Origin of the sequence: Veillonella sp. T11011-6, from assembly GCF_002959755.1 — a bacterium.
Lineage (GTDB): Bacteria > Bacillota > Negativicutes > Veillonellales > Veillonellaceae > Veillonella.
The window spans coordinates 169,860-193,107 of the sequence record NZ_PPCW01000001.1 but is presented as its reverse complement, the minus strand read 5'-3'; the positions used below and the strand labels follow the sequence as shown (position 1 = coordinate 193,107).

General features: G+C 38.0%; 20 protein-coding genes. All 20 read right to left on the bottom strand.

Annotated elements, in window-relative coordinates:
- Positions 1-163: 163 nt before the first annotated feature.
- A complete protein-coding gene (locus tag VRHSUH10_RS00835) occupies positions 164-961 on the bottom strand; it encodes an ABC transporter ATP-binding protein (RefSeq protein ID WP_005386880.1) in 798 nt (265 codons plus the stop codon).
- Positions 962-971: 10 nt separating this feature from the next.
- Positions 972-1,844, bottom strand: coding sequence for an ABC transporter permease (locus VRHSUH10_RS00830; RefSeq protein ID WP_005386882.1), 873 nt, complete (start codon positions 1,842-1,844; stop codon positions 972-974).
- Between the two features lie 11 nt (positions 1,845-1,855).
- Positions 1,856-2,836: an ABC transporter substrate-binding protein gene (locus VRHSUH10_RS00825; protein ID WP_005386884.1), complete on the bottom strand. Its 981-nt coding sequence runs from the start codon at positions 2,834-2,836 to the stop codon at positions 1,856-1,858.
- A gap of 24 nt (positions 2,837-2,860) precedes the next feature.
- The gene (locus VRHSUH10_RS00820; RefSeq protein WP_105089083.1) at positions 2,861-3,838 is read right to left on the bottom strand and encodes an ABC transporter substrate-binding protein; all 978 of its coding nucleotides are present in this window, start codon (positions 3,836-3,838) and stop codon (positions 2,861-2,863) included.
- 131 nt (positions 3,839-3,969) lie between these two features.
- Complete coding sequence (locus VRHSUH10_RS00815) at positions 3,970-4,347, bottom strand: hypothetical protein (RefSeq protein ID WP_105089082.1); 378 nt, start codon at positions 4,345-4,347, stop codon at positions 3,970-3,972.
- A 50-nt stretch (positions 4,348-4,397) separates the two neighbouring features.
- Positions 4,398-5,789, bottom strand: a complete 1,392-nt coding sequence (locus VRHSUH10_RS00810; protein ID WP_105089081.1) for an aminopeptidase — start codon at positions 5,787-5,789, stop codon at positions 4,398-4,400.
- A 70-nt stretch (positions 5,790-5,859) separates the two neighbouring features.
- Positions 5,860-6,843: a 3'-5' exonuclease gene (locus VRHSUH10_RS00805; RefSeq protein WP_105089080.1), complete on the bottom strand. Its 984-nt coding sequence runs from the start codon at positions 6,841-6,843 to the stop codon at positions 5,860-5,862.
- Positions 6,844-6,847: 4 nt separating this feature from the next.
- The gene (locus VRHSUH10_RS00800; protein WP_105089079.1) at positions 6,848-7,888 is read right to left on the bottom strand and encodes a glycosyltransferase family 9 protein; all 1,041 of its coding nucleotides are present in this window, start codon (positions 7,886-7,888) and stop codon (positions 6,848-6,850) included.
- Positions 7,888-8,907: a glycosyltransferase family 9 protein gene (locus tag VRHSUH10_RS00795; RefSeq protein ID WP_105089078.1), complete on the bottom strand. Its 1,020-nt coding sequence runs from the start codon at positions 8,905-8,907 to the stop codon at positions 7,888-7,890. Before VRHSUH10_RS00795 ends, VRHSUH10_RS00800 begins: the two co-directional genes overlap by 1 nt.
- A gap of 92 nt (positions 8,908-8,999) precedes the next feature.
- Entirely contained in the window at positions 9,000-9,494 is a 495-nt protein-coding gene (locus VRHSUH10_RS00790; RefSeq protein WP_105089077.1) for a D-glycero-beta-D-manno-heptose 1,7-bisphosphate 7-phosphatase, read from the bottom strand.
- On the bottom strand, positions 9,494-10,459 hold the full coding sequence (gene rfaD, locus VRHSUH10_RS00785; RefSeq protein WP_105089076.1) for an ADP-glyceromanno-heptose 6-epimerase: 966 nt from the start codon (positions 10,457-10,459) through the stop codon (positions 9,494-9,496). The genes VRHSUH10_RS00790 and rfaD overlap by 1 nt, the downstream gene beginning before the upstream one ends.
- Positions 10,456-11,934, bottom strand: coding sequence for a D-glycero-beta-D-manno-heptose-7-phosphate kinase (rfaE1, locus tag VRHSUH10_RS00780; RefSeq protein ID WP_105089075.1), 1,479 nt, complete (start codon positions 11,932-11,934; stop codon positions 10,456-10,458). The genes rfaD and rfaE1 overlap by 4 nt, the downstream gene beginning before the upstream one ends.
- 96 nt (positions 11,935-12,030) lie before the next feature.
- Positions 12,031-12,600 (bottom strand): D-sedoheptulose 7-phosphate isomerase, encoded by a 570-nt coding sequence (gmhA, locus tag VRHSUH10_RS00775; RefSeq protein WP_005386896.1) that lies wholly within the window; start codon positions 12,598-12,600, stop codon positions 12,031-12,033.
- Positions 12,600-13,526 (bottom strand): dipeptidase, encoded by a 927-nt coding sequence (locus VRHSUH10_RS00770; RefSeq protein WP_105089074.1) that lies wholly within the window; start codon positions 13,524-13,526, stop codon positions 12,600-12,602. Before VRHSUH10_RS00770 ends, gmhA begins: the two co-directional genes overlap by 1 nt.
- Positions 13,527-13,551: 25 nt before the next feature.
- A complete protein-coding gene (gene nrdR, locus VRHSUH10_RS00765; RefSeq protein WP_024065834.1) occupies positions 13,552-14,028 on the bottom strand; it encodes a transcriptional regulator NrdR in 477 nt (158 codons plus the stop codon).
- Between the two features lie 199 nt (positions 14,029-14,227).
- Positions 14,228-17,674 carry a pyruvate carboxylase gene (locus VRHSUH10_RS00760; protein ID WP_105089073.1) on the bottom strand — a complete coding sequence of 1,149 codons (3,447 nt, stop codon included), beginning with the start codon at positions 17,672-17,674 and terminating at the stop codon, positions 14,228-14,230.
- A 285-nt stretch (positions 17,675-17,959) separates the two neighbouring features.
- Complete coding sequence (locus tag VRHSUH10_RS00755) at positions 17,960-19,306, bottom strand: M18 family aminopeptidase (protein WP_105089072.1); 1,347 nt, start codon at positions 19,304-19,306, stop codon at positions 17,960-17,962.
- A gap of 234 nt (positions 19,307-19,540) precedes the next feature.
- Positions 19,541-20,941: an anion permease gene (locus tag VRHSUH10_RS00750; protein ID WP_105089071.1), complete on the bottom strand. Its 1,401-nt coding sequence runs from the start codon at positions 20,939-20,941 to the stop codon at positions 19,541-19,543.
- Between the two features lie 137 nt (positions 20,942-21,078).
- On the bottom strand, positions 21,079-21,912 hold the full coding sequence (locus VRHSUH10_RS00745) for an Mrp/NBP35 family ATP-binding protein (protein ID WP_060924709.1): 834 nt from the start codon (positions 21,910-21,912) through the stop codon (positions 21,079-21,081).
- A 123-nt stretch (positions 21,913-22,035) separates the two neighbouring features.
- Entirely contained in the window at positions 22,036-23,229 is a 1,194-nt protein-coding gene (locus tag VRHSUH10_RS00740; protein ID WP_105089070.1) for a PLP-dependent aminotransferase family protein, read from the bottom strand.
- Between the last annotated feature and the right edge of the window lie 19 nt (positions 23,230-23,248).

The window sequence follows — 23,248 nt, the reverse complement described above, 5'->3', positions numbered from 1 at the left end:
CCTCCTAAAAAATAAATAATCCCGATAAGCTTAAGTAACCGTTGGAGATTCGAATACTTCGCTTACGATATGTCTTACGACCTTATTTAGTATACAGTATCTACCTTATCTTGTAAAGAATAAATACAGTAAATAAACAAAAGAGGGCCACAGCCCTCTTCTATTATTTTGCGCCAAGCACCATGCGGTCGCTCAATGCATTTTCCCCAGCTACTTCAAATTTTTGTAATAAATCGGCAACTGTTAATTTTTTCTTTTCTTCCCCTTTTACATCATAAATAATGCGACCAGCATCCATCATGATGAGGCGATTACCAAAGCGCAATGCATCACGCATATTATGGGTAATCATAAGAGTTGTCAAATTATGTTCTGACACGAGTTTATCTGTTAATTGCAAAACATTTTCTGCAGTCTTAGGGTCAAGAGCCGCTGTATGTTCGTCCAGTAATAAAAGGTCTGGACGAAGCATAGTAGCCATCAACAATGTAATAGATTGACGTTGACCACCAGATAACAAGCCCATACGAGCAGATAAACGATCTTCAAGGCCTAAACCTAATAATGCAAGGCGTTCTTTGAAGAATGCTTGTTCACTATCTTTGAAAGCCCATTTAAGACCTAAGTTTTTACCACGGCGCATAGCAAGTATCAAGTTTTCCTCAATTTGCATATTGCCTGCCGTACCAACCATAGGATCTTGGAATACACGACCAATGTATTTAGCACGTTTGTATTCTGGCATTTTTGTTACATCAATATCATTAATAGTAATGGATCCTTCATCTACTGGGAATACACCAGCGATGGAGTTTAGTAACGTACTTTTACCAGCACCATTACCACCGATTACAGTACAGAAATCGCCTTCTTCTAATCGAAGATCAATACCTTGAAGAGCAGTTTTTTCATTGATTGTGCCCTTAAAGAAGGTTTTTACCATATTTTTTACTTCTAACATAGTGTCCTCCTTAACGAGCCAACCATTTTGCTTTCAATGTAGGTAAGGAAAGCGCGATGGCAACAAGAATAGCAGTGAACAATTTCAAATCGTTTGGTGGCATACCCATATAGAGTACAGCTGCAATAACGATACGATATACGATAGAACCAAGGACTACAGCGATGAGGCTACGTACGAAGGATTTTGTACCAAATACTACCTCACCGATAATTACGGAAGCCAAGCCGATTACGATAGTACCAATACCCATACCTACGTCGGCAAAGCCTTGGAATTGGCCAATCAATGCACCAGACATACCAACAAAACCGTTGGAAATCAAAAGACCAAGAACGATCATGTTGTCAGTATTTACACCTTGAGCACGAATCATTTGAGGGTTAACACCTGTTGCACGTAATGCTGTACCAATTTCTGTACCGAAGAACCAGAATAGTAATAAGCATACTACAACAGCTACGATAACACCTACGATAGCTGCAGACCACATATTTGGTGTGTGGAGTACGCTACCAATAATTGTATAAATTGTATCCATACGAAGCAAAGATACATTAGCTTTCCCCATAATATGAAGATTAATGGAGTATAAAGCAATCATTGTTAAGATACCAGCTAGCAATGCAGGAATCTTTAATTTTGTATGAATCCATCCTGTCACAGCACCTGCAGCCATACCACCAATGCCGGCAATCAAAATAGAAAGAATTGGGTTCATACCACTAGTAATTAAAATTGCGGAAATAGCCGCCCCCATTGGGAACGTACCTTCTACGGTTAAGTCAGCCACATCTAATACACGGAAGGTGATGAATACACCAACCGCTAACAAAGACCATAAAAGACCTGTTGTTATGGTGCCTACCACTAAATCTAACATCAAAATCTCCTCTATTGTTTCATATCTTTACGAAGTGCTTCAGGAATTGTGATACCTAATTTTTTAGCACGTTCTTCATTAACAGTTAACTTAATATCTTTTTGTGTTTCAATGGCTAAATCAGAAATTTTAGCTTCACCAGAAAGCACTTTTGCAGCCATTAAACCAGTTTGATAACCTAATTTATAGTAGTCAACAGAATATGTTGCCACACCACCAGTCATTGTCATACCTTCATCGGCAGCAAATACTGGAATTTTAGCAGCATCAGTAATTTGAGCTAAGTTAGCCATAGCAGATGCCAACACATTATCAGTTGGTGTATAAATAGCTTGTACATCTTGGTTTACAAGATTTGTAGCCGCTTGTTGAATATCGTTTACGTTGGATACAGTTGCTTCTACAACAGTGATACCTTTAGTAGCTGCATAAGCTTTCATTTTTTCAACTTGAAGTTGGGAGTTGATTTCAGAAGATGTATAAATTGCACCAATACGTTTTACATTTGGTACCAATGCCATAATAAGGTCAACTTCTTTTTCTACAGGTGTCATATCAGATGTACCAGATACATTACCACCTGGATGTTCATTAGATTGAACGAGTTTTGCTGTTACGTAATCTGTAATAGCAGTCCCCATGATAGGAATATCATGAGATGCGTTTGCCATAGTTTGTGCTGATGGCGTTGCGATGGCTAATACCAAATCCTTTTTATCAGATACAAAGCGTTGAGCAATACTATTCAAATTAGATTGGTCGGCTTGAGCATTTTGTTGGTCTAATTTAATGTTCTCTCCATCTTTATAACCTTTAGATGCAAGGCCATCAACAAACCCTTTGTTAGCAGCATCAAGGGATGGATGTTCTACCAATTGAATAACACCGATTTTCTTTTGATCATTAGTTGCTGTATTGGAACCGCAACCAGCTACCATTGCCATAATAGAGATAGCACTAAGTGCTACTGCAATACCTTTTTTCCAGTTCATATGTAACTCCTTACCAGTTGTGTATTAAATCATAGTTGCTTTGTTCATCAATTCTTCTGGTAATGTGATGCCCAATTTTTGTAATTTATCTTTACTTACAACTAATTTAAATTCTTTTTGCATTTCAATAGGCATATCTTCAATTTTAGCTTCACCAGTTAAAATTTTAGCTGCCATTAAACCTGTTTGGTATCCAAGTTTGTAGTAATCTACGGACAAGGACATTACAGCACCACCTTTTACGTGGTTATCTTCGCCACCAAATACAGGAATTTTTGCTGGATCGGTAATCGCTACAAGATTGCTCATCGCAGAAGCTACAACATTATCTGTTGGTACATAAATTGCATCTACATGTTGAGATACAAGATTTTGTGCTGCTTGTTGAATATCGTTTACATTAGAAACGGTAACCTCTTCAACCTTAATACCTTTTGTAGCTGCGTAAGCTTTCATTTTCTCGACTTGAATTTGAGAGTTTACTTCACTAGAGCTATAAATAGTACCAATTGTCTTAGCATTTGGTAATACTTTTAAAATTAAATCAACTTGTTGTTCTACAGGGTTCATATCAGATGTACCAGATACATTGCCGCCAGGATGTTCATTAGATTTAACAAGTTTAGCTGCTTCATAATCAGTAATAGCAGTACCCAAGATTGGAATATCGTGAGTTGCATTCGCCATAGATTGAGCTGCTGGTGTAGCAATCGCTAAAATTAAGTTTTTACGATCAGATACAAAACGCTGTGCAATGCTGTTCAAATTAGATTGATCTGCTTGTGCATTCTGTTGGTCAAAGGTGATTTTATCAGCTAAGCCCTTTTCTTTTAAAGCATCAACAAAACCTTTGTTTGCAGCATCAAGTGCAGGATGTTCTACCAGTTGTACTACACCAACCTTGTATTCACCATTAGATGTTGTTCCATTTGATCCACAGCCTGTAAATGCCATCAATGCTGCCGCCGTGAGCGCTAGGGCAATACCTTTTTTAAAATTCATGGGGATTTCCTTCCTATCTGCAATGACTATAATACATCTATTATAAACAAATTTCTTTACTACATCAATGTAGCAGATTAAAGTATTTTACATTTGTCCATTTATAGGACACATAAAAATGTGAAATCCTCTTATTTTTCGAGTGATGCTAACATGTCGTCTGTTAGCTCATTGGCCGCTAAAATATAGTCTTTAAGAGTCCCTTTATCAAGTGCTACCTTCATAACAGGTACTTCAAATGGATCGAGAATGACACACATTAAAATTTCACCCGTTACATAATAACCAACTACAGCTTCCCCTTCATCAGGATCTAAAGTTTCACGCTTTACCGTTACACAGTATGGTTTCATGACCTGTGCTGCAGCTTCTGCTACCTCTTCACGATTAGCAATATACTCTTCTGCCTTTGTTTCAGGAATATCAAAAATATCGACCTTTACAGTCTTAACCTCTGTTGCCTCTCCCTTCGCTGCCTCTATGGCTGCGCCTAAATCTGTTTGATTCATATATACCTCACATAGAATGGACTTTCACCAATGGTGAAAGCCCCATAATTTTAGATTGATTCATCAGCTGCATTTAAGAACGCAACATAGCATTGTTTAGCCTCGTAAATATCCGCCTTGGATGTAACCTCCCATGGAGCATGCATACTAAGCACAGCCACGCCACAGTCGATAACATTCATACCGTATAAGGCCATGATATACGCAATGGTACCACCACCGCCGAGATCAACCTTGCCAAGCTCTGCTGTTTGGTATGTTACATTGTTAGATTCCATAACACGACGAATAAAGCCCATATATTCAGCATTTGCATCATTGGAACCAGATTTACCACGAGAGCCAGTAAATTTATTGAATACAACACCCATACCTAGGTAAGATGCATTTTTCTTTTCGAAAGCAGATGCATATAGCGGATCATAGCCAGCGCTAACATCGGAAGATAACATACGAGAATTTTCCAAGGTCCGTCGTACACTTACAGAGTTAGGTTTTCCCATAAGAGTTAAAACTTCTGCTACTGCATTTTCAAAGAAACGAGATTGCATACCAGTGGCGCCTACAGAACCAATTTCTTCTTTATCCACAAGCAAGCAACAAGTTGTGCGCTTTACATTGTCTACTTCAAGCATAGCTACTAAAGATGTGTACGCGCATACGCGATCGTCTTGACCATAGGCCATAACCATGGAGCGATCAAAGCCCATATCACGTGCCTTACCTGCTGGTACAATTTCGAGCTCTGCAGATAATAAATCACGTTCTACAAAACCATATTCTTTTTCAAGAAGGTTGTTAATAAATTTAGTAACTCCTTCTTTTTCTTCATCTTTTACAGGACGACTGCCTATGAGTAAATCAAGGGCTTCCCCTTCAATTACCTTAGCGGCATTCTTTTGCATTTGTTCTTGCCCCAAATGTGGTAACAAGTCTGTAATGCAGAATACAGGATCATTTTCGTTATCCCCAATATTGATGTTAATACGAGTACCATCTGTTTTAACTACAACGCCATGGATAGCAAGAGGCATAGCAACCCAATGGTATTTTTTAATGCCTCCATAGTAATGAGTATCCCAAAATACGAGATTGCTATCTTCATATTGTGGATTTTGCTTCACATCGATGCGTGGAGAATCGATATGAGCACCTAAGATATTCATACCTAATTCAATATCATCAGTACCAATATTAAATAAAGCAATGGATTTATCCATATGTGTGTAATAAATCTTGTCCCCTGCTTTAATTGGTGTATTGGATTTAATAATATCTTTTAAATTTACATATCCTTTAGCTTCTGCAAATTCAACAGCCTGTACAACACATTCCCGTTCTGTTTTACCATTATCTAAAAATTGACGATATGTATCACTTAAGGCATATACCTTTTCCATAGTGGCATCGTCGTAATTATGCCATGCATATTTGCGTTCCATAATCTATCCTTTCTAAATGCTCACAAGCTAATAATTAAGAAACTATAGATGTGAACAGGAATTAATAAAATTATTTTTGGCGGTCCTTTTCAAGTTCCGCCCGGCGAAATTCCAAATATTTTCGCTCTTTCTCTCGATTAATTTCAGACTTCTGAGTATATAGAGAACGAATTTCGTCCGTACAATGCGTTAATACCTTTGTAACGTAGAATTTAGTACTACCGGACTTAATCGTATATTTTCCAACTTTAAGTTGCACTGCAAAATCGCCATGTTTAGGACAAACGCCTATAGCGAGATGCTTATCACCTTGCAATCGTTCTGGCCGCGTCATTTCCAAGCGGGTCTGACAATACGGGCAGAATGATAATCGAACCCTTCTATCATGAACAATGCGCTTCTTTTCAGGGAAATTCTCATACATAAAGAAAGTTAAAATTGGTGGATATAAGAAAGGATTACTGCTTTCCTTTCGAATTAGATCATAATGTAAAATACCTTGTTGTATGTCTAGCTTTTGACATATATGAGCCGTAAATACAGCATCATGTAATGCATTATGAGCAGATAAATGCTCCGTAGATATATTTAGGTCCTCCATAGCATGAGCCACAGAATACTGTTGACTCGTACCATATCGCTGATAAGCATAAATCATCTGTGCATCTACCCATTGATCATAAGATAAAGCTTTCATCCTATGAAGCATTAGATTTTCACGCAATATGAGAATGTCATCAGACCCCCAAGATAACAACATATACTCATAACCACACCAGTTTTGAAAGTGCTGCATAGCCGTCTTAAAGGGCACACCATGATCGAGTTCTCGTGATGTAATACCTGTCAATTCACGGACATGTTTATGCATCCGTGGCAGGTATTGTGGTTTGATGAACATTGTAAAATGATCTACAATGTCCATCTTTTCATTCAGTTTTACCGCTCCGATTTGAATGATTTCCCCAGTTAGTGGCATTTTTGTGCGCTTCATAAAGCTAATGTCATTGCTATAGGGTTGATTCCACTCTAAATCAAATACAATATAGTTCATATGTTTATTTCGATTCTGAAAGCAACGTTTCCGCCGCTTTAATAACCTGTCCTTCAGAAATTACGGACAAACCTTTGTAATTTCCTTCTTTAATAATCTTTTTCATGCTTTTACCAACCTCATAGGAGTCCATCGTTTCAAGAACGATAGCATGAACTTGGTACGGACCATAAAAGAATGGATTTGATGGACCGTAAAGCGCCACAATTGGCACCTTTTGGCTGATGGCTACATGCATAGGACCAGAGTCATTTGTAATCAATAAATTACAGCGACTCATAGCCGCCGCCAATGGTCCTAACTGGAATTTTCCAGTAGCCACAATCGGTTTCGTTTCCATTTGTTCCACTACAGGTTGCACCATTTCGAGATCCATAGGGCCACCAAAGAATACCGTCTTATACCCTAAACGACCGAAATGATCAGCTACATGAGCAAATCGTTCAGCAGGCCAGCGCTTCTCAGGAACAGCACTACCAATATTAAAACCGATGAGTGTATCACTATTTGTTAAACCATGACTAGCATAGAACTCCTGAGCCTCACGGCGCCAGGCCTCACAAGTTTCAATATGTAAACCAGAGTTAGAAATATCCGTTACACCTAATTGCTCCAGTACATTGATGTACATATCTGCAGCGTGGCGTGTTTTACGGTCTAGACGAGTATACTTTGTCATAAACGGTCTAAACAAAAAATGACTCATACCAGTCGTAATGGGCGCATGAATCTTCCAGGCTAAATAGGAAGTACGTTCATTGGGATGCAAATTGATAACGATATCAGGTTTACCCTTTGCATTAATCTCACGAGCTACCTCATTGAGCCCAGAAATACTATTATGACGCCCTTTTTTATCTACAACGATAAGTTCATCAATATTGGGATTATATTGCATCACTTGTTGCAGTTTTTCATCTATTACATACGTAATATGGCTATGTGGAGCAGCTTTACGTAGCACCTCTAAGAATGGAGTCGTTAATATAACATCACCTAAGTGCATAAGAAAGGTGACCACAATGCGTTTATAATCAAGTTCCATTACAGTTCCTTTCCAAGTACTTGTTCATATACAGACCACACTGCATCTACAGGAATTTGAGCCATACAATCAGGATCATCTACCAATGGCTGTTCAGGTGTAGCCTTTGATGTAGGTGAAATAATAAGATGTACATGACTCCCTCCATATGGACCAGTTCGCTTTGGAGATGTGGTTCCAAATAAAGCAATCAAAGGCCGCTTCAGAGCATTAGCAATATGCAAAGGACCCGTATCAGCACTGATGAAAATTTCACAGTGACGAATCAACTCAATTAGCTCTGGCATGGATGTAGATCCCACTAGGTTGATGAGATTCTTATTTTTTACATAGTTTTCTATGAAAGCTCCTTTTTCTGCATCATTTGGAGCACCAGCAATAACTACTTTTTTACCAGATTCACATAAGCGGATACATAGCTCGCCAAAGTTAAGAAGTGGCCACTCCTTAACAATCCAACGAGCACCTGGTACAACTACTACATATTCATCTTCTACACCATGAGATTGTAACTTATGCTTAACGGACTTCTCCGCCTCCACATAAGCAGGCATAGGAAACTCTACGCCTTCTACATCGCCTCCAAGAGCACGTACGGTATCGAGGTATCGTTCGATAACATGATCGTATTTATGTTCACCAACAAGTGCTTTATTAACTAAATTACTGCCTTCACGAAGCTCCCAGTAGCCATATTTTTCAGGCGCACCAGATAATAATGATACAATGGCGCTCTTTGCAATACATTGAAGGTCTAAAGTCATATCAAAATGACGGCTATGTAAATCCTTACGTAACTGCCATAGATAAGCAGGCTTTTTAAGTTGTTTTTTGTCGATAATGATTACATCATCTACCCATGGTTTACCAGGTAGGAGACTCTCAAATTGTTCATGAATAGCCCATGTAATATGCGCATTAGGCCAATTTTTACGCACTGCATACAAGGTAGGCAATGCATGAATCACATCACCTAAAGAACTCATCTTAATGATGAGTATATTCTTGTAATCTTTCATATAGCCTCCCAGAATACAACACCACAACTAAAAAGCCTCATAACACCGTTGAATCTGATTTAATCTAAAGTAAACATAAAATAAATAATGGACTAAATAATAGTCTTAATAAAATCTAACAAATTTGTACCTGTAAATAGATAGCCTTTTACACCAGCCGCTTCTGCTGCATCAACATCGCGCTGACTATCACCGATAAGAAAACTAGCTTTAGGATCTACATCATAATCCTTAATAGCTTGATTAATCATACCAGGCTTTGGCTTTCTACATTCACAATCGACAGCATAAAGAGGTACAGAGCCTTCTTTATGGTGAGGGCAATAATAAAAATGTAAAATTGGTGCCCCACTACGATCTAGTTCATGAGCCATGTAATCATGTAAAATCTGAACATCAGATTCCTTATAATAACCTCTAGCTACACCACTTTGATTTGTCACTACAATGAGATCATAGCCCTTGCTATACGCATAAGCTAGTGCTTCTTTAGCTCCATCCACCCATTCTAAATCGCTGATTTTATATAAATAGCTAACATCTTTATTAATAACACCATCGCGATCTAAAAATAATACTTTGCGCATTAACGTAAATACCCTTCGTTATTATCGAGTAGTTCACAATATTCTTTAACAGCATCTTCCATTTTATGGAACCCTTTATCATAACCAGCAGCCAATAATTTAGTCGTATCAGCCTCTGTAAAGCTTTGGTATTTGCCTTTTAACACCTCTGGGAATGGCACGTATTCAATCTTGCCGTGGCCATTATAATCGATAACAGCTTGCATGAATTGATTAAAGCTATGAGCATTACCAGTACCGCAGTTAAAAGTACCAGAAATTTCTGGATGCTCCCAGAAGTAGAAGTTTACATTAACTACGTCTTTTACATAAATAAAGTCACGAGTTTGACCACCATTTTCGTAGCCATCTGTACCTTCAAATAGATTGATAATACCAGTTTCTTTATTTTTGTAGAACATTTGGCGAACTAAGGAAGCCATTTTATCTTTATGAGCTTCATTAGGGCCATATACATTGAAGTAACGTAACCCTACAACTTGCGCTGTATACTCACCTTCATATTTACGCACATAACGGTCGAATAACAATTTAGAATACGCATATGGATTTAGAGCTTCTTCGGCTTCTGGTTTTTCTACGAAACCATTAGTACCATTGCCATAAGTAGATGCAGAGGATGCATAGATGAATGGAATACGACGGTCTTGGCAATAATGGAATAGATTTTTAGAACCTTCATAGTTGTTCTTCATCATATATTTGCCGTTATATTCCATTGTGTCCGCACAAGCACCTTCATGGAACACTACTTCAATAGGACCTACATCAAATGTACCATCAGCAATAGCACAATCAAAATCTTCACAATCGATATAATCTAAGAATTCTAGATTTTGAATATTTCGGATTTTACGACCATCTGTAAGATCATCAACAATAAGAATATCTGTACGACCGCGGTCATTTAACGCTTTCACAATATTACTGCCAATAAAACCAGCACCGCCTGTTACGATAATCATAATTTACCCTCCTTAGCCATAGTAGCTATTTTCCCTACAATATCTGATGTAGAATAACCTTCTTTAAATGAAAGCACCTCTACATGATCTACGGACTCACGCCCAATAATGTCTTCTATTTTATAATCGCCGCCCTTAACAAGCATATTAGGACGTAAATAAGCTAATAGTTCAGCTGGTGTATCCTCTTCGAATAACACCACACCATCGATACAACGCAATGCGCTTAATAATGCTGCTCTATCCTCTTCACGTACGATGGGACGCGTTTCCCCTTTTAGGCGTCTAACAGAAGCATCGGAATTTAATCCAATAATTAAATGATCCCCTAACTGAGCCGCCTCTTGTAAATACGTAATATGTCCGCGATGAAGAATATCAAAACAACCATTAGTAAACACAACAGTTTCACCTTTGTTTTGCCATTGTGTAATAAGCTGTTTCATCTCTTCTTTTGTGTATAAAGGTTTAGATTGAACACTATGCTTAAAAGAATGCCATAAATCCAATAGTTCAGATCGGTGGATTGGATATGTGCCCACCTTAGATACGACAATGCCAGCAGCACCATTTGCGATATGTAATGCCAAACGCATAGATAGACCGCTAGCAAGGCATGTCATCATCATAGATACAACCGTATCGCCTGCACCACTTACATCGAATACCTCTTGTTGTGTTGCCGGATTATGCCATGTGCGTCCATCCTTTGCAATAACAGTAATCCCTTTTGCAGACCGTGTAGCCACAATATATTCTAAATCAACATTGGCCAGTACTGACTTAGCTGCCTCTACGATGGTTGCATCATCGTTAGCTAACTTATGACCTACACATTCACCTAGTTCTTTTACATTCGGTGTAATGCAGGTTGCACCATTATATTTAGACCAGTCTGAACCTTTAGGATCAACAATGGTTTGTACGCCATACTCCTTAGCTAAACTAAAGATTTTTTTTAGCAATGTTGGTGTACAAACACCTTTACCATAGTCAGATACAACAATACCATCGATACCAGCCTTACATAGATTTTCTAGCCAAGCAGACAGTCGTTCCTCTTCCTCACTTGTTAAAGCTGTAATCGTTTCAAAATCAAGGCGCATCATCTGTTGGCGATCGCCTAAGATACGCATTTTAGTAATGGTAGAACGATCATCACTCGTTAATAAACCTGTTGTATCAATCTTATCAGCCTTTAGCAATTGTTGTAATAAACGACCATGGTCATCATTACCAGCAATAGCACCAAGATATACTGTGCAATCTAAATTTGATAAGTTTGACGCAACATTACCAGCGCCACCAAGCACTTCTTTCATCTTTGCCACGCGGTTTACAGGAACCGGTGCTTCCGGAGAAATACGACTTACATCACCAAAAACATAACGATCTACCATCACATCACCTATAACGGCAATCTTTAGATTTGGTAGTTGTTTTGTCAAAAATTGATTAATGGTAGCATTTATCATAATCCACCTATTCCTTACCACAATATACATGTATAACGAGTTATCTAAAAAACAGGGTTTCAAACATGTATCTATTTATAAATATGAACGTAACGGTTAATAATCTTCTTCAATGATTTCGCACATTATATGACCTGCTAGAATGTGCATTTCTTGAATACGAGCTGTCACATTGCTCGGAATAGCTAATGTAATATCACATAATTCAGCTAGTTTTCCACCGCCTTCACCTGTGAAAGCAATGGTATGCATACCAATAGAACGGGCCATTTCTGCAGCTTTCACAACATTCTTAGAGTTCCCAGATGTAGAAATACCAATAAGAACATCACCTGTACGGCCTAGTCCCTCTACTTGACGTGCAAAAACAGATTCAAAATCATAGTCATTGGCAATCGCTGTTAATGCAGATGTATCAGTAGTTAATGCAATCCCTGCAAGAGAGCGTCGTTCCTTTTTAAAGCGACAAATCAATTCCGCCGCTAAATGTTGAGAATCTGCAGCAGAACCACCATTACCACAGAATAAAATCTTATTGCCATTTTCTAAAGCAGCCTTACAGCGATAGGCAATCTCTTGAATGGTATCCATATGCTCCATCGTTCTACCAAAAACCTCAAGATGCTCGGTAAAACGATCTGCAATGATTGGATTTAAATCAGTCATTATAAAATCTCCTTTAATAGTCTATCTGCATTTTTCCAGAACAATTTCTCACATTGCTCCACAGATAAACCGGCCTCTTTAAATGCATCATATAATCGATGCATTTCAGAAGCATCTTTAATTTCTGTATCTGGCTTAATACCATCAAAGTCGGTTCCTAATGCCACAACATCTTCCCCGCCTTTATCGATGAGATATAAGCCGTGTTTTACGATATCTTCAATCCGACTTATGGGTGATGTACCTAAAAATGATTGAGCGAAATTAAGGCCTATAACGCCACCCTTATTAGCAATCAGCTTGATTAAATGATCTGGTAAGTTTCTTGTATGGGCTGTAACTTCACGTGCATTGGAGTGAGATGCTATAAAAGGTACATCTAAAATATCTCCTAATTGCTCAGTACCAGCATCATTTAAATGAGAGCAATCAACGATAATGCCTAAATCCTGCATAGCCTCCACAAATTCAACACCTTTCGATGTTAATTTTTTATGCTGCTCACCACAATGGGGCTCACCCAATCCATTTGGATAATTCCAAGTAAGCGTAATAAGTCGAACCCCATCTTGATAAGCTTGTTTTAATTTATCTAAATCGCCGCCTAGTACGCCGCCTTCCTCAATAGACATAAGAGCCCCAATCTTACCGGACACATACACGGACTCTATATCTTGATAAGAGAGCACATGTTGTATGTGCTCTCCATAATGCTGAATTTGTGATGTACATAAATTACGCATCGCTTCATAACGACCATAAGGGTCATTTGTTTCACCAAGATTGATAAAAAGTGCGAAATCTTGCACCTTGCTGTGAGCCTTTTGCAACTTTTCTATATCGATTTTCCAAGTATTACGATACAGATCCCCACTATTAGGATGGTCTATTAATTTCATTATCGTATCGCAGTGTAAATCTATCATAAAGCCTCACATATAGTATCAGTAATTAATTGCGTTTTGGTTTTTTAGCATCTAGTTTCTTTAATGCTTTCAGTTCTTCCATAAAGCTATCAATATTATCAAACTTACGATATACGCTAGCAAAACGAACATATGCAACTTGGTCAATATCTTTTAATTGTTGCAATACAAGTTCACCAATGCGATCCGTAGTTACCTCTTGATTGATTTCATTTCGAATATCGCGCTCTACATCGTTAACCACTTGTTCCATCACGGACATTGGTACGGTACGTTTATCACAAGAACGCAATAAGCCATTTAATAATTTACCGCGATCAAATAGTTCACGACGTCCGTTTTTCTTTAATACCATAAGTGGTACTTCTTCTATAATTTCATAGGTAGTAAAGCGACGGCCACAATTGATACATTCGCGGCGACGGCGAATACTATTACCTTCATCAGTCGTTCTAGAGTCTGTTACCTTCGTGTCTGTGTGTTGGCAATAAGGACATCTCATCTGTTACTACTCCTTTTTCTAATAATCACTCTAAAATAGTGCATAATACGCCCATTTTCTTTACTATATATAGTACCATGAAACCCCTTAAAATACAAAGAATCCCTAGGATTTCCTAGGGATTCTTCCATTATTCTACAGTATTTTATGTTATGAAATACTTTAGAAATAATATTTTTAATTTTACCTACAATTATAACTATCGTTTAGGAGCATCTTGGACGCGAAGCAAGCAGTCGCCAGATTCGATACGGCTACCTTCACGAACTAGAATTTCTTCTACGATACCATCGATAGGAGCTGTAATTGTTGTTTCCATCTTCATCGCTTCTGTAACGATTAATGGTTCACCTTTAACTACAGATTGACCATTCTTAACGAGGATCTTAACAACAGAACCAGACAATGTAGCACCGATTTCGCCAGGGTTGGATTCGTCTGCTTTACGACGAACAACACCAGTAGTCTTAGCATGTTTATCATGAACTTTAATGCCACGAGGTTGACCGTTGAACTCGAACAATACGATACGGTTACCATCTTCATCAGGATCAGATACACCATTCATCTTAATGATCAATGTTTTACCTTTTTCGATAGTTACTTGGATTTCTTCGCCCCGTTTCATACCGAAGAAGAATGTTGGAGTATCAAGTACAGATACATCACCAAAATCTTTTACAAATTTATTGTAATCTTGGTACACCTTAGGATATAAGCAGTATGCACTAATATCTTCATCAGTTGTATTAGCACCCATTTCACTTAATTCATGACGAACATGTTCGAAGTCTGTTGGAGGTAATACTGCACCAGGACGAACTGTAATAGGTTTAGCTCCTTTTAAGATGATTTTTTGTAACTCTTCAGGGAAACCTTGGTATGGAGTGCCAAGACGACCTTCAAAGAATTCTACTACAGATTGAGGGAAGTCTAATACATCGCCTTTTTCGTAAATATCTTTTTCAGTCAAGTTGTTTTGTACCATGTACAATGTCATGTCACCTACAACTTTAGAGGATGGTGTTACTTTAATGATATCGCCAAACATCATATTTACTTGATGATATACTTTTTTGATATCATTCCAACGATCACCAAGGCCTACCATCTTAGCTTGTTGTTGCAAGTTGGAGTATTGGCCACCTGGCATTTCATGTTGATATACTTCAGTGTTAGGATATGCTTCTGCTTTATCCACACCTTTGTAGTAAGGACGAATGCTGCCAAAGTAATGAGACATTTCTTCCATGTAGTCAATATTCATATCAGGTTGACGGTCATGGCCACTCAAAGCATAGTACATAGAGTTCATGCTAGGTTGAGATGTGCCATTAGCAAATGCAGAGTATGCCAAGTCAATAACGTCTACACCAGCATCTACAGCACGACCATAAGAGTAGATAGCATTGCCAGAACCTTCATGAGTATGTAAATGAATTGGCACTGTTACAGCATCTTTTAATGCAGATACAAGATTATAAGCAGCTTGAGGTTTCAATAAACCAGCCATATCTTTGATAGCAATAATATTAGCACCCGCTTTTTCAAGCTCTTTAGCCATATTTACATAGTAGTCTAAATTGTATTTAGGACGGTTGCTATCAAGAATATCCCCTGTATAGCACAATGCTACTTCAGCAATTTTGTTTTGTGCACGAACTTCATCAATAGCTACATGCATATTATCAAGGCTATTTAAGCTATCGAATACACGGAATACATCAATACCATTAGCAGCAGCACGTTGGATAAATTGACGAACTACATTATCTGGATAAGATGTGTAACCTACAGCATTAGCGCCACGAATCAACATTTGAAGCAATGTATTTGGTACTTCACGACGGAACATGCGTAAGCGTTCCCATGGATCTTCATGTAAGAAGCGATAGGATACGTCAAATGTAGCACCGCCCCAGCACTCTAATGAGAATAAGTTAGGAACACCTTTCGCAGCATGACCAGCTACGCGTGCCATATCAATTGTACGTAAACGTGTAGCAAACAAGGATTGATGAGCATCACGCCATGTAGTATCTGTAAAGAATACTTGTTTTTGGTCAGATAACCATTTACTGAAGCCTTCTGGACCTAATTCATCAAATTTTTGTTTTGTACCAGCTGCAGGAGATACATCTAAATTAGATGGCATTTGAATTGGTTCAAAATCAGGTACTTCTTGAGGGCCTGCACCAGAGTAACCATTGATTGTTACGTCTGCAATGTAACGCAATAATTTAGTACCGCGGTCACGGTCAGGTTTCAATTCGAATAATTCTGGATGATCTTCGATGAAGTTAACAGTGTAGTTACCGCTTTGGAATTCAGGATGTTCAAGAACGTTAATCAAGAAGTGAATATTTGTTTTAACGCCACGAATACGGAATTCTTTCAAGCAACGAAGCATTTTACGAATAGTTTCTTCATTGTTAGGACCAAATGCAGTTGCTTTTACAAGTAAGGAATCATAGTAAGGTGTTACTACGGCACCTGTGAAAGCATTACCAGAGTCTAAGCGGATACCAAAGCCACCGGAGCTACGATATGCCAAGATTTTACCTGTATCAGGCATGAAGTTATTTTTAGGATTTTCTGTAGTGATACGACATTGAATTGCAGTACCTTTACAAGGAACTTCATCTTGTGCAGGAATGCCTACTTCTGGGCTATGTAAGTCATAACCTTCAGCAATACGGATTTGAGAATGAACAATATCAATATCTGTAATCATTTCTGTTACAGTATGTTCTACTTGGATACGAGGGTTAACTTCGATGAAATAGAAGGAACCATCAGCAGTTACCAAGAACTCTACAGTACCAGCATTAACGTAGCCTACATTTTTCATGATTTTAACGGCTGCATCACATACGGCTTTACGAGTTTCTAATGGCAATGCAAAAGCTGGCGCCATTTCAACAACTTTTTGGTGACGACGTTGTACAGAGCAATCACGTTCATGTAAATGAACTACATTACCATGTTCATCACCAAGGATTTGTACTTCAATATGTTTAGGTTCAACGATAAGTTTTTCTACATATACATCATCATCGCCAAAAGCAGCTTTTGCTTCAGATTTAGCGCGATCATATGCATCACGAAGATCTTCTTTGCGATGAACCTCACGCATACCACGGCCGCCACCGCCATTTACGGCTTTAATCATCAATGGGAAACCATGAGTATTTGCAAATTCTTCTAATTGTTCAAAATCACGCAAAGCCCCATCTGAACCAGGGATCATTGGGATATCTGCCAATTTAGCTTGTGCACGAGCATTAACCTTATCACCGAACATATTTAAATGTTCTACATGAGGTCCGATAAAGATGATACCTTCTTCACCGCAACGACGAGCGAACTCTTCGTTTTCAGATAAGAAGCCATAGCCTGGATGAATAGCATCAATATCATGTTCTTTTGCAATACGGATAATATCTTCAATATCAAGATATGCCTCAACTGGTTTTTTACCTTCCCCTACGAGATAGGCTTCGTCAGCTTGGTTGCGATGCAAGGATAATGTATCCTCTTTGGAATAAATGGCTACAGTTTTAATACCCATTTCATTACATGCACGGAACACGCGGATCGCAATTTCACCACGGTTGGCAACCAATACGGATTTAATTTTTCTCATGTATTGCCTCCTACTAGCTTCCACTAATGTGAACTATCAGCTTTCATTTTTATTAATATATGAATATTTCCTATACTTATAGTCAAAACAATATATTTGGAAAACTCATCAAAATTTATGATGAGTACAATATTCATAATTACATATAACTATTATACAATATTTTCCACATATTTAAAGGATTATATTAATTACGAAATCATAAAATACATTATTCGCTGTTCATGAGTAAAACTCATATGTCTTTTATCGATGTACATCGAACTAGTTCTATATACTATATAATTAATCACCTAAGAAATGATTCATTAATCGGTTGAGTTGTTCTTGGTCATTGGCCCCCATCAACTCACGTGCAGAATGCATTGCCAATAATGGTAACCCTACATCCATAGTTCTCATCGGCAACATAGCAGATGAAATAGAGCCAACTGTAGAGCCCCCTGGTATATCAGAACGATTTACATAAATTTGGTAGTTTGCCTCAGCTTCATCACACAAACCTTTAACAATGGCAATGGCTCTGGCATCACCTGCATAAGATTGGCTACATGCAATTTTTAAGGCTACCCCTTTATTAAGTGTAGGAATATTAGTGATATCATTTTTCTCAGGATAATTTGGATGTAAACCATGGGCTACATCAGAGGAAACCATAAATCCTTTTGAAATGAAACTTTCCATCTCTTGATTGGAATATCCCAATGCATCATATACACGTTTAATAAGGTTTGGTAAAAGCATACCTGCCCCACCTTGTTTTGTACGACTCCCTACCTCTTCATTATCAAAGAGAATCGCACAGCGTACACCATTAGCATTATGTTTACGAGCTTGAATAATCCCGGAAAGTACACCAAAACAAGATGTTAAATTGTCTAAACGCGGTGCACTAATAAAATCTCCTTCTGTGCCCAAGACACAACCTTGTTCTGTTGGATATAATGTCATTTCATAGGACAAAATTTCAGATGGATCACAATTGACTTCATCAGCTAAGAACGTAGTCCACTCATCATATTGAGTATCAGACTCTGGGAATAAACTTGGATTATTACTATCATGTAAAGATTTTGTAGATTGTTCCTCATCCTTACGCTCCATCATTAATATAGGAAGCATTTCCTTTTGGCGATTTAATTTAACCCCATCATTAACGGAACGATTCATATGTATAGCTAAATTTGGAACGATCGCAATAGGACGTTTTGTATCAACCAATACGGAATCAACATCAAAGGCATTATCACCTTTTAATACAACAGTACCAACTGCTCCTAGAGGACGATCAAGCCATGTATTTTCAATGAGACCACCATACATTTCTACATTCAGTTTAGTGTACCCTTTTACAGAGGTAATAGGATTGGGTTTAACACGGATCGCAGGAAAATCCGTATGCGCCGAGGCAATACGTAATGTATCTTCTGGTTTTTTACCTATATGAAAGGCAAATAATGTAGTACCAAATACATTAACAACATAAGAACCAGAGTCTAATTGCCACTCATCATCCAAATTAAGTTCTGTAAATCCTGAGTCCAATAACATTTGCAAACTTGTATCTACCGTATGGTACGGAGATGTACAAGCACCAATATATTTCAATAACTGTTCATTATCAAATTTCATAGATTCCTCCTATGTAAAATAATGATGCTATTCGTATATAAACAATGAATAGTTCATTTGCGTATAATTTTACAACATATACATTAATAATATATTAACTGCTCTTATTTTATCACAAAAAAGCCGCCCCAAAGGGGACGGCTTTTCGTATATTTTGTAACCACACTATAATCAAACTATGACATATATAGTTTTTAATGTATTACAAGTATATAAAATTCTGGATATCTGGTCTTACCACATACCGATTGCTTTCATCCATACGGAACCAAGGCCCATAAAGATAATTAAGTTGATTACGGATGCGAAGAAACCTAGTTTCCACCATGTATTTTGAGGAACATAACCAGTATTGAAGATTACAGGAGATGGACCTGCAGCATAGTGAGTCAAAGACATACACAAGTTAGATGTGAATGCAATCATCAACAATGTCAACATTGGTGGTGCACCTGCAGAGATAGCAATTGCAGAGAATGCTACGAACATTGCAGAAATATGTGCAGTTAAAGATGCGAATACATAGTGGGAATATGTATTAATAAGTACAGCTATAACGAAGGCAATAATCCAAGATCCTTCTGGAATATAACCGCCTACAAGTACTGTTGCCCATTTGATGAAGCCCAATTTGGACAAGAAACCGGCAAAGCCCATTAATGTACCCATCCAAACTAATGTATCCCAAGCACCTTTTTCACTTTTAACATCGTCCCATACAAGAACACTTGTAGCAAGCAAAATAGAAATACCTAAGAATGCAACAGTTGTAGCATCAATTTTAGTAAATTGAGAAGTAGCCCATAAAACTAAAGCCAAAACAAATACGCCTAGCATAACCCATTCTTGGAAAGACATTTTACCAAGGCCTTTTAACTCTTCTTTAATCATTTGTTGTGCTTCGCGGGCATCTGTAATTTCAGGTGGATATACTTTGTAAATAAAGTACGGCATAATGATCAATGCAATAATACCTGGCACGATGGCAGCCATAGCCCAATCACCCCATGTGATACCAATACCAAAAGATTGAAGCGCCAATGCTGCAACCAATGTGTTACCAGCCATGGATGTTTGGAACATAGCAGATGTAATTGTATTAACTTGATAAATAGATTGCATCAAGAAGGAACCAATTTTACGAGGGCCATCTTGAGGTTCAGAACCGAACGCTTTTGCCAAGCTAGTAGTAATCGGCATAATAACACCACCTACACGAGCTGTGTTGGATGGAGTTGCTGGAGCCAAAATTAGATCAGATAAAGCTAATGCATAAGCTAAACGTAAGGAGCTACTACCAAAAGCAGCAATCAAATTATATGCAATACGTTTCCCCAAACCAGTTTTAATAAAGCCACGAGAGAATAAGAACGCACCTACGATTAGCCAAATAGCAGAGTTAGCAAAACCCGAGATAGCTTCACCGATTTTCAAAGTACCAGTCAAAGCTGCCACAGTAATCACAACGATGGATACGCCACCAATCGGTAATGGCTGAGTAATAAAGCCTACGATTGTAGCCACAAAGATGGCGAATAAATGCCAAGATTGAGGTGTTAACCCCTCTGGTGTCGGAATAAACCATAGGCCTATACCAAAGACCGCTGGAATAATCCAGTTTAACAGTTTTTTCATACACATACCTCCTACATAGGAAAAACTAAAATATATTTATATCCTCTTATCATAAATATAATATATTTCAAGATAAAAAGATGTGAAAAAAAGCTGTGCATCCCGAGGTATGCACAGCTTTCATTATCATATAAATCCTATTCAGGTAGAGATACGTTCTCTAAATTTGTTTTCTCAATAGCTTCAATGTCACCTTTATCGCAAAGATTTGCAATAGTTGGATCAATTGGCAAACGATTCAACAATAATAGACCGTATTTTTGAAGGATTTCTTCAATGTGGCTTTCACCAAAGATTTGGTAATCCTTACCGTTATCTGGGCAATGGAAGTAAGAGTAGTTTTCCACTACACCAATAATAGGCACTTGCATTAAATCAGCCATTTTAACTGCTTTTTCAACAATCATGGATACCAAGTCTTGAGGAGATGTAACAATGATGATACCATCCAATTTCAAGGATTGGTAAACTGTAATCGCTACGTCACCTGTTCCTGGTGGCATATCAACGAATAAATAATCGATGTCTTTCCAAATAACATCACTATAGAATTGTTTTACAACATTGCCTAAAATAGGACCACGCCATAAAACAGGATCTGTATCGTTTTCCAAAAGGAGATTAACAGACATAACGTCAATACCACCTTTGGATTTTACCGGATACATACCAATTTCGTCAGCATATGCTTTTTCCTTGATGCCGAATATTTTAGGAATGGAAGGACCGGTAATATCCGCATCGAGGATACCTACTTTGTAACCTTTACGCGCCATAGTAATGGCCATCAAGCTTGTAACGGAGGATTTACCTACGCCACCTTTACCAGATACTACGCCGATTACATGTTTAACAGAACTAAGCTCGTGTAATGGAGCTGTAAAATCTTGAGGTTGTTGAGGAGCGCCGCCACCGCAACCAGAAGATTGAGATGGGCATCCGCCACAATCACTGCTGCTACCGCAACCCATAGTAAACACCTACTTTCTTTGAGGAACTACCTCACATCTATATGTAAAACTTTTTTTCTATATGGTAGATACAATGTATCTACTGTTACATTGTATCATGTCATATCAAACTTTATCAATATATTACTCACCACAGAATTCTTTAGTTAAAGCTCCAAGAATTTCCATGCCCTTTGTAATTTCTTCTACTGTTGGTACAGTATAGCTCAAACGGAATGCATGTCCTTCCCCTGCTCCATCAGCCGCAAAGGCGCCACACTTAATAATCCCTACATTTCTGTCCATACATGCTTCGAAGAAGTCATCACAGTTAACTTCAGCTGGCATAGTCATCCATGCAAACATACCTCCTGTAGGCTTAGTTAAATGAACTTTAGAACTCGCATACTTGTCAAAAGCGTTAAGTAAAGCATCGCATTTCATTTTATATACTTTGCGCACATTATCTAAATGCTCATCGTAATCGATTGAATCCAATACGTTAGCTACAACCTTTTGTGTAACTAGTGGCATTTGCCCTGCTGTATTATTTTTTAATGCTTGAATAGTTTCTACTACCTTCGCTGGGCCAAATAGGAAACCTACGCGCAAACCTGCAGATAATGTCTTGGAATATGAACCTGCATAGAGAACACGATTTTCTGTATCAAAGGATTTAAATGTTGGAATATACTCACCAGCAAAGCGAATCTCACCGTATGGATCATCTTCATAGATAAACAAATCATATTTAGAGGCAATAGCGTAAATTTCTTTACGGCGTTCCAACGGCATCGTAATACCTGTTGGATTTTGGAAGTTAGGAATGAGATAAATATATTTACCTTTACCAGATTGAGCAGCTTTTTCTAATTCACTAGGAATCATGCCATACTCATCAGTCTTAATACCTAATGCTTTACCACCCATATTGCGTACAGAATTGATAGCACTAGTAAAAGTAAATTCATCCATGTATACTTCATCGCCAGGTTCCAATACGGTAATTGGTACAAGGCCTAATAGCTGACCAGCACCATTGGAGATTATAAGACCTTGTCCTTCTGGATTCATCTTATGTGTTTTTACAAGACGCTCTAATGTCAATTCTGCTAAACGTGCATCCCCTTGCATTGGTCCATATTGTAAAAGACTCATGGGATTAGAGTGAACCACTTCATCAAAAGCCTTTTCAATAACCTCAACAGGAATGGCTTCTGGTGCAGGATTGCCAATACCAAAGCTAATAAAACCTTCTACCCCTACACCACGTTCAAATACTTCACGAATAAAATTAGGACCTTTTAAGGTCACCCGTTCAGGAAGAGAAAAACTCATACTATCGCCTCTTTCATAT

Excerpts from the sequence above, each read along its gene's own strand:
- VRHSUH10_RS00820 (WP_105089083.1), bottom strand. The coding sequence starts at position 3,838 with ATGAATTTTAAAAAAGGTATTGCCCTAGCGCTCACGGCGGCAGCATTG.
- VRHSUH10_RS00815 (WP_105089082.1), bottom strand. The coding sequence starts at position 4,347 with ATGAATCAAACAGATTTAGGCGCAGCCATAGAGGCAGCGAAGGGAGAG.
- VRHSUH10_RS00830 (WP_005386882.1), bottom strand. The coding sequence starts at position 1,844 with ATGTTAGATTTAGTGGTAGGCACCATAACAACAGGTCTTTTATGGTCT.
- VRHSUH10_RS00795 (WP_105089078.1), bottom strand. The coding sequence starts at position 8,907 with ATGAAAGATTACAAGAATATACTCATCATTAAGATGAGTTCTTTAGGT.
- VRHSUH10_RS00760 (WP_105089073.1), bottom strand. The coding sequence starts at position 17,674 with ATGAGAAAAATTAAATCCGTATTGGTTGCCAACCGTGGTGAAATTGCG.
- VRHSUH10_RS00800 (WP_105089079.1), bottom strand. The coding sequence starts at position 7,888 with ATGGAACTTGATTATAAACGCATTGTGGTCACCTTTCTTATGCACTTA.
- VRHSUH10_RS00790 (WP_105089077.1), bottom strand. The coding sequence starts at position 9,494 with ATGCGCAAAGTATTATTTTTAGATCGCGATGGTGTTATTAATAAAGAT.
- gmhA (WP_005386896.1), bottom strand. The coding sequence starts at position 12,600 with ATGACTGATTTAAATCCAATCATTGCAGATCGTTTTACCGAGCATCTT.
- VRHSUH10_RS00740 (WP_105089070.1), bottom strand. The coding sequence starts at position 23,229 with ATGAGTTTTTCTCTTCCTGAACGGGTGACCTTAAAAGGTCCTAATTTT.
- VRHSUH10_RS00835 (WP_005386880.1), bottom strand. The coding sequence starts at position 961 with ATGTTAGAAGTAAAAAATATGGTAAAAACCTTCTTTAAGGGCACAATC.
- VRHSUH10_RS00755 (WP_105089072.1), bottom strand. The coding sequence starts at position 19,306 with ATGAAATTTGATAATGAACAGTTATTGAAATATATTGGTGCTTGTACA.
- rfaE1 (WP_105089075.1), bottom strand. The coding sequence starts at position 11,934 with ATGATAAATGCTACCATTAATCAATTTTTGACAAAACAACTACCAAAT.
- VRHSUH10_RS00810 (WP_105089081.1), bottom strand. The coding sequence starts at position 5,789 with ATGGAACGCAAATATGCATGGCATAATTACGACGATGCCACTATGGAA.
- VRHSUH10_RS00770 (WP_105089074.1), bottom strand. The coding sequence starts at position 13,526 with ATGATAGATTTACACTGCGATACGATAATGAAATTAATAGACCATCCT.
- nrdR (WP_024065834.1), bottom strand. The coding sequence starts at position 14,028 with ATGAGATGTCCTTATTGCCAACACACAGACACGAAGGTAACAGACTCT.
- rfaD (WP_105089076.1), bottom strand. The coding sequence starts at position 10,459 with ATGATTATCGTAACAGGCGGTGCTGGTTTTATTGGCAGTAATATTGTG.
- VRHSUH10_RS00745 (WP_060924709.1), bottom strand. The coding sequence starts at position 21,912 with ATGGGTTGCGGTAGCAGCAGTGATTGTGGCGGATGCCCATCTCAATCT.
- VRHSUH10_RS00805 (WP_105089080.1), bottom strand. The coding sequence starts at position 6,843 with ATGAACTATATTGTATTTGATTTAGAGTGGAATCAACCCTATAGCAAT.
- VRHSUH10_RS00750 (WP_105089071.1), bottom strand. The coding sequence starts at position 20,941 with ATGAAAAAACTGTTAAACTGGATTATTCCAGCGGTCTTTGGTATAGGC.
- VRHSUH10_RS00825 (WP_005386884.1), bottom strand. The coding sequence starts at position 2,836 with ATGAACTGGAAAAAAGGTATTGCAGTAGCACTTAGTGCTATCTCTATT.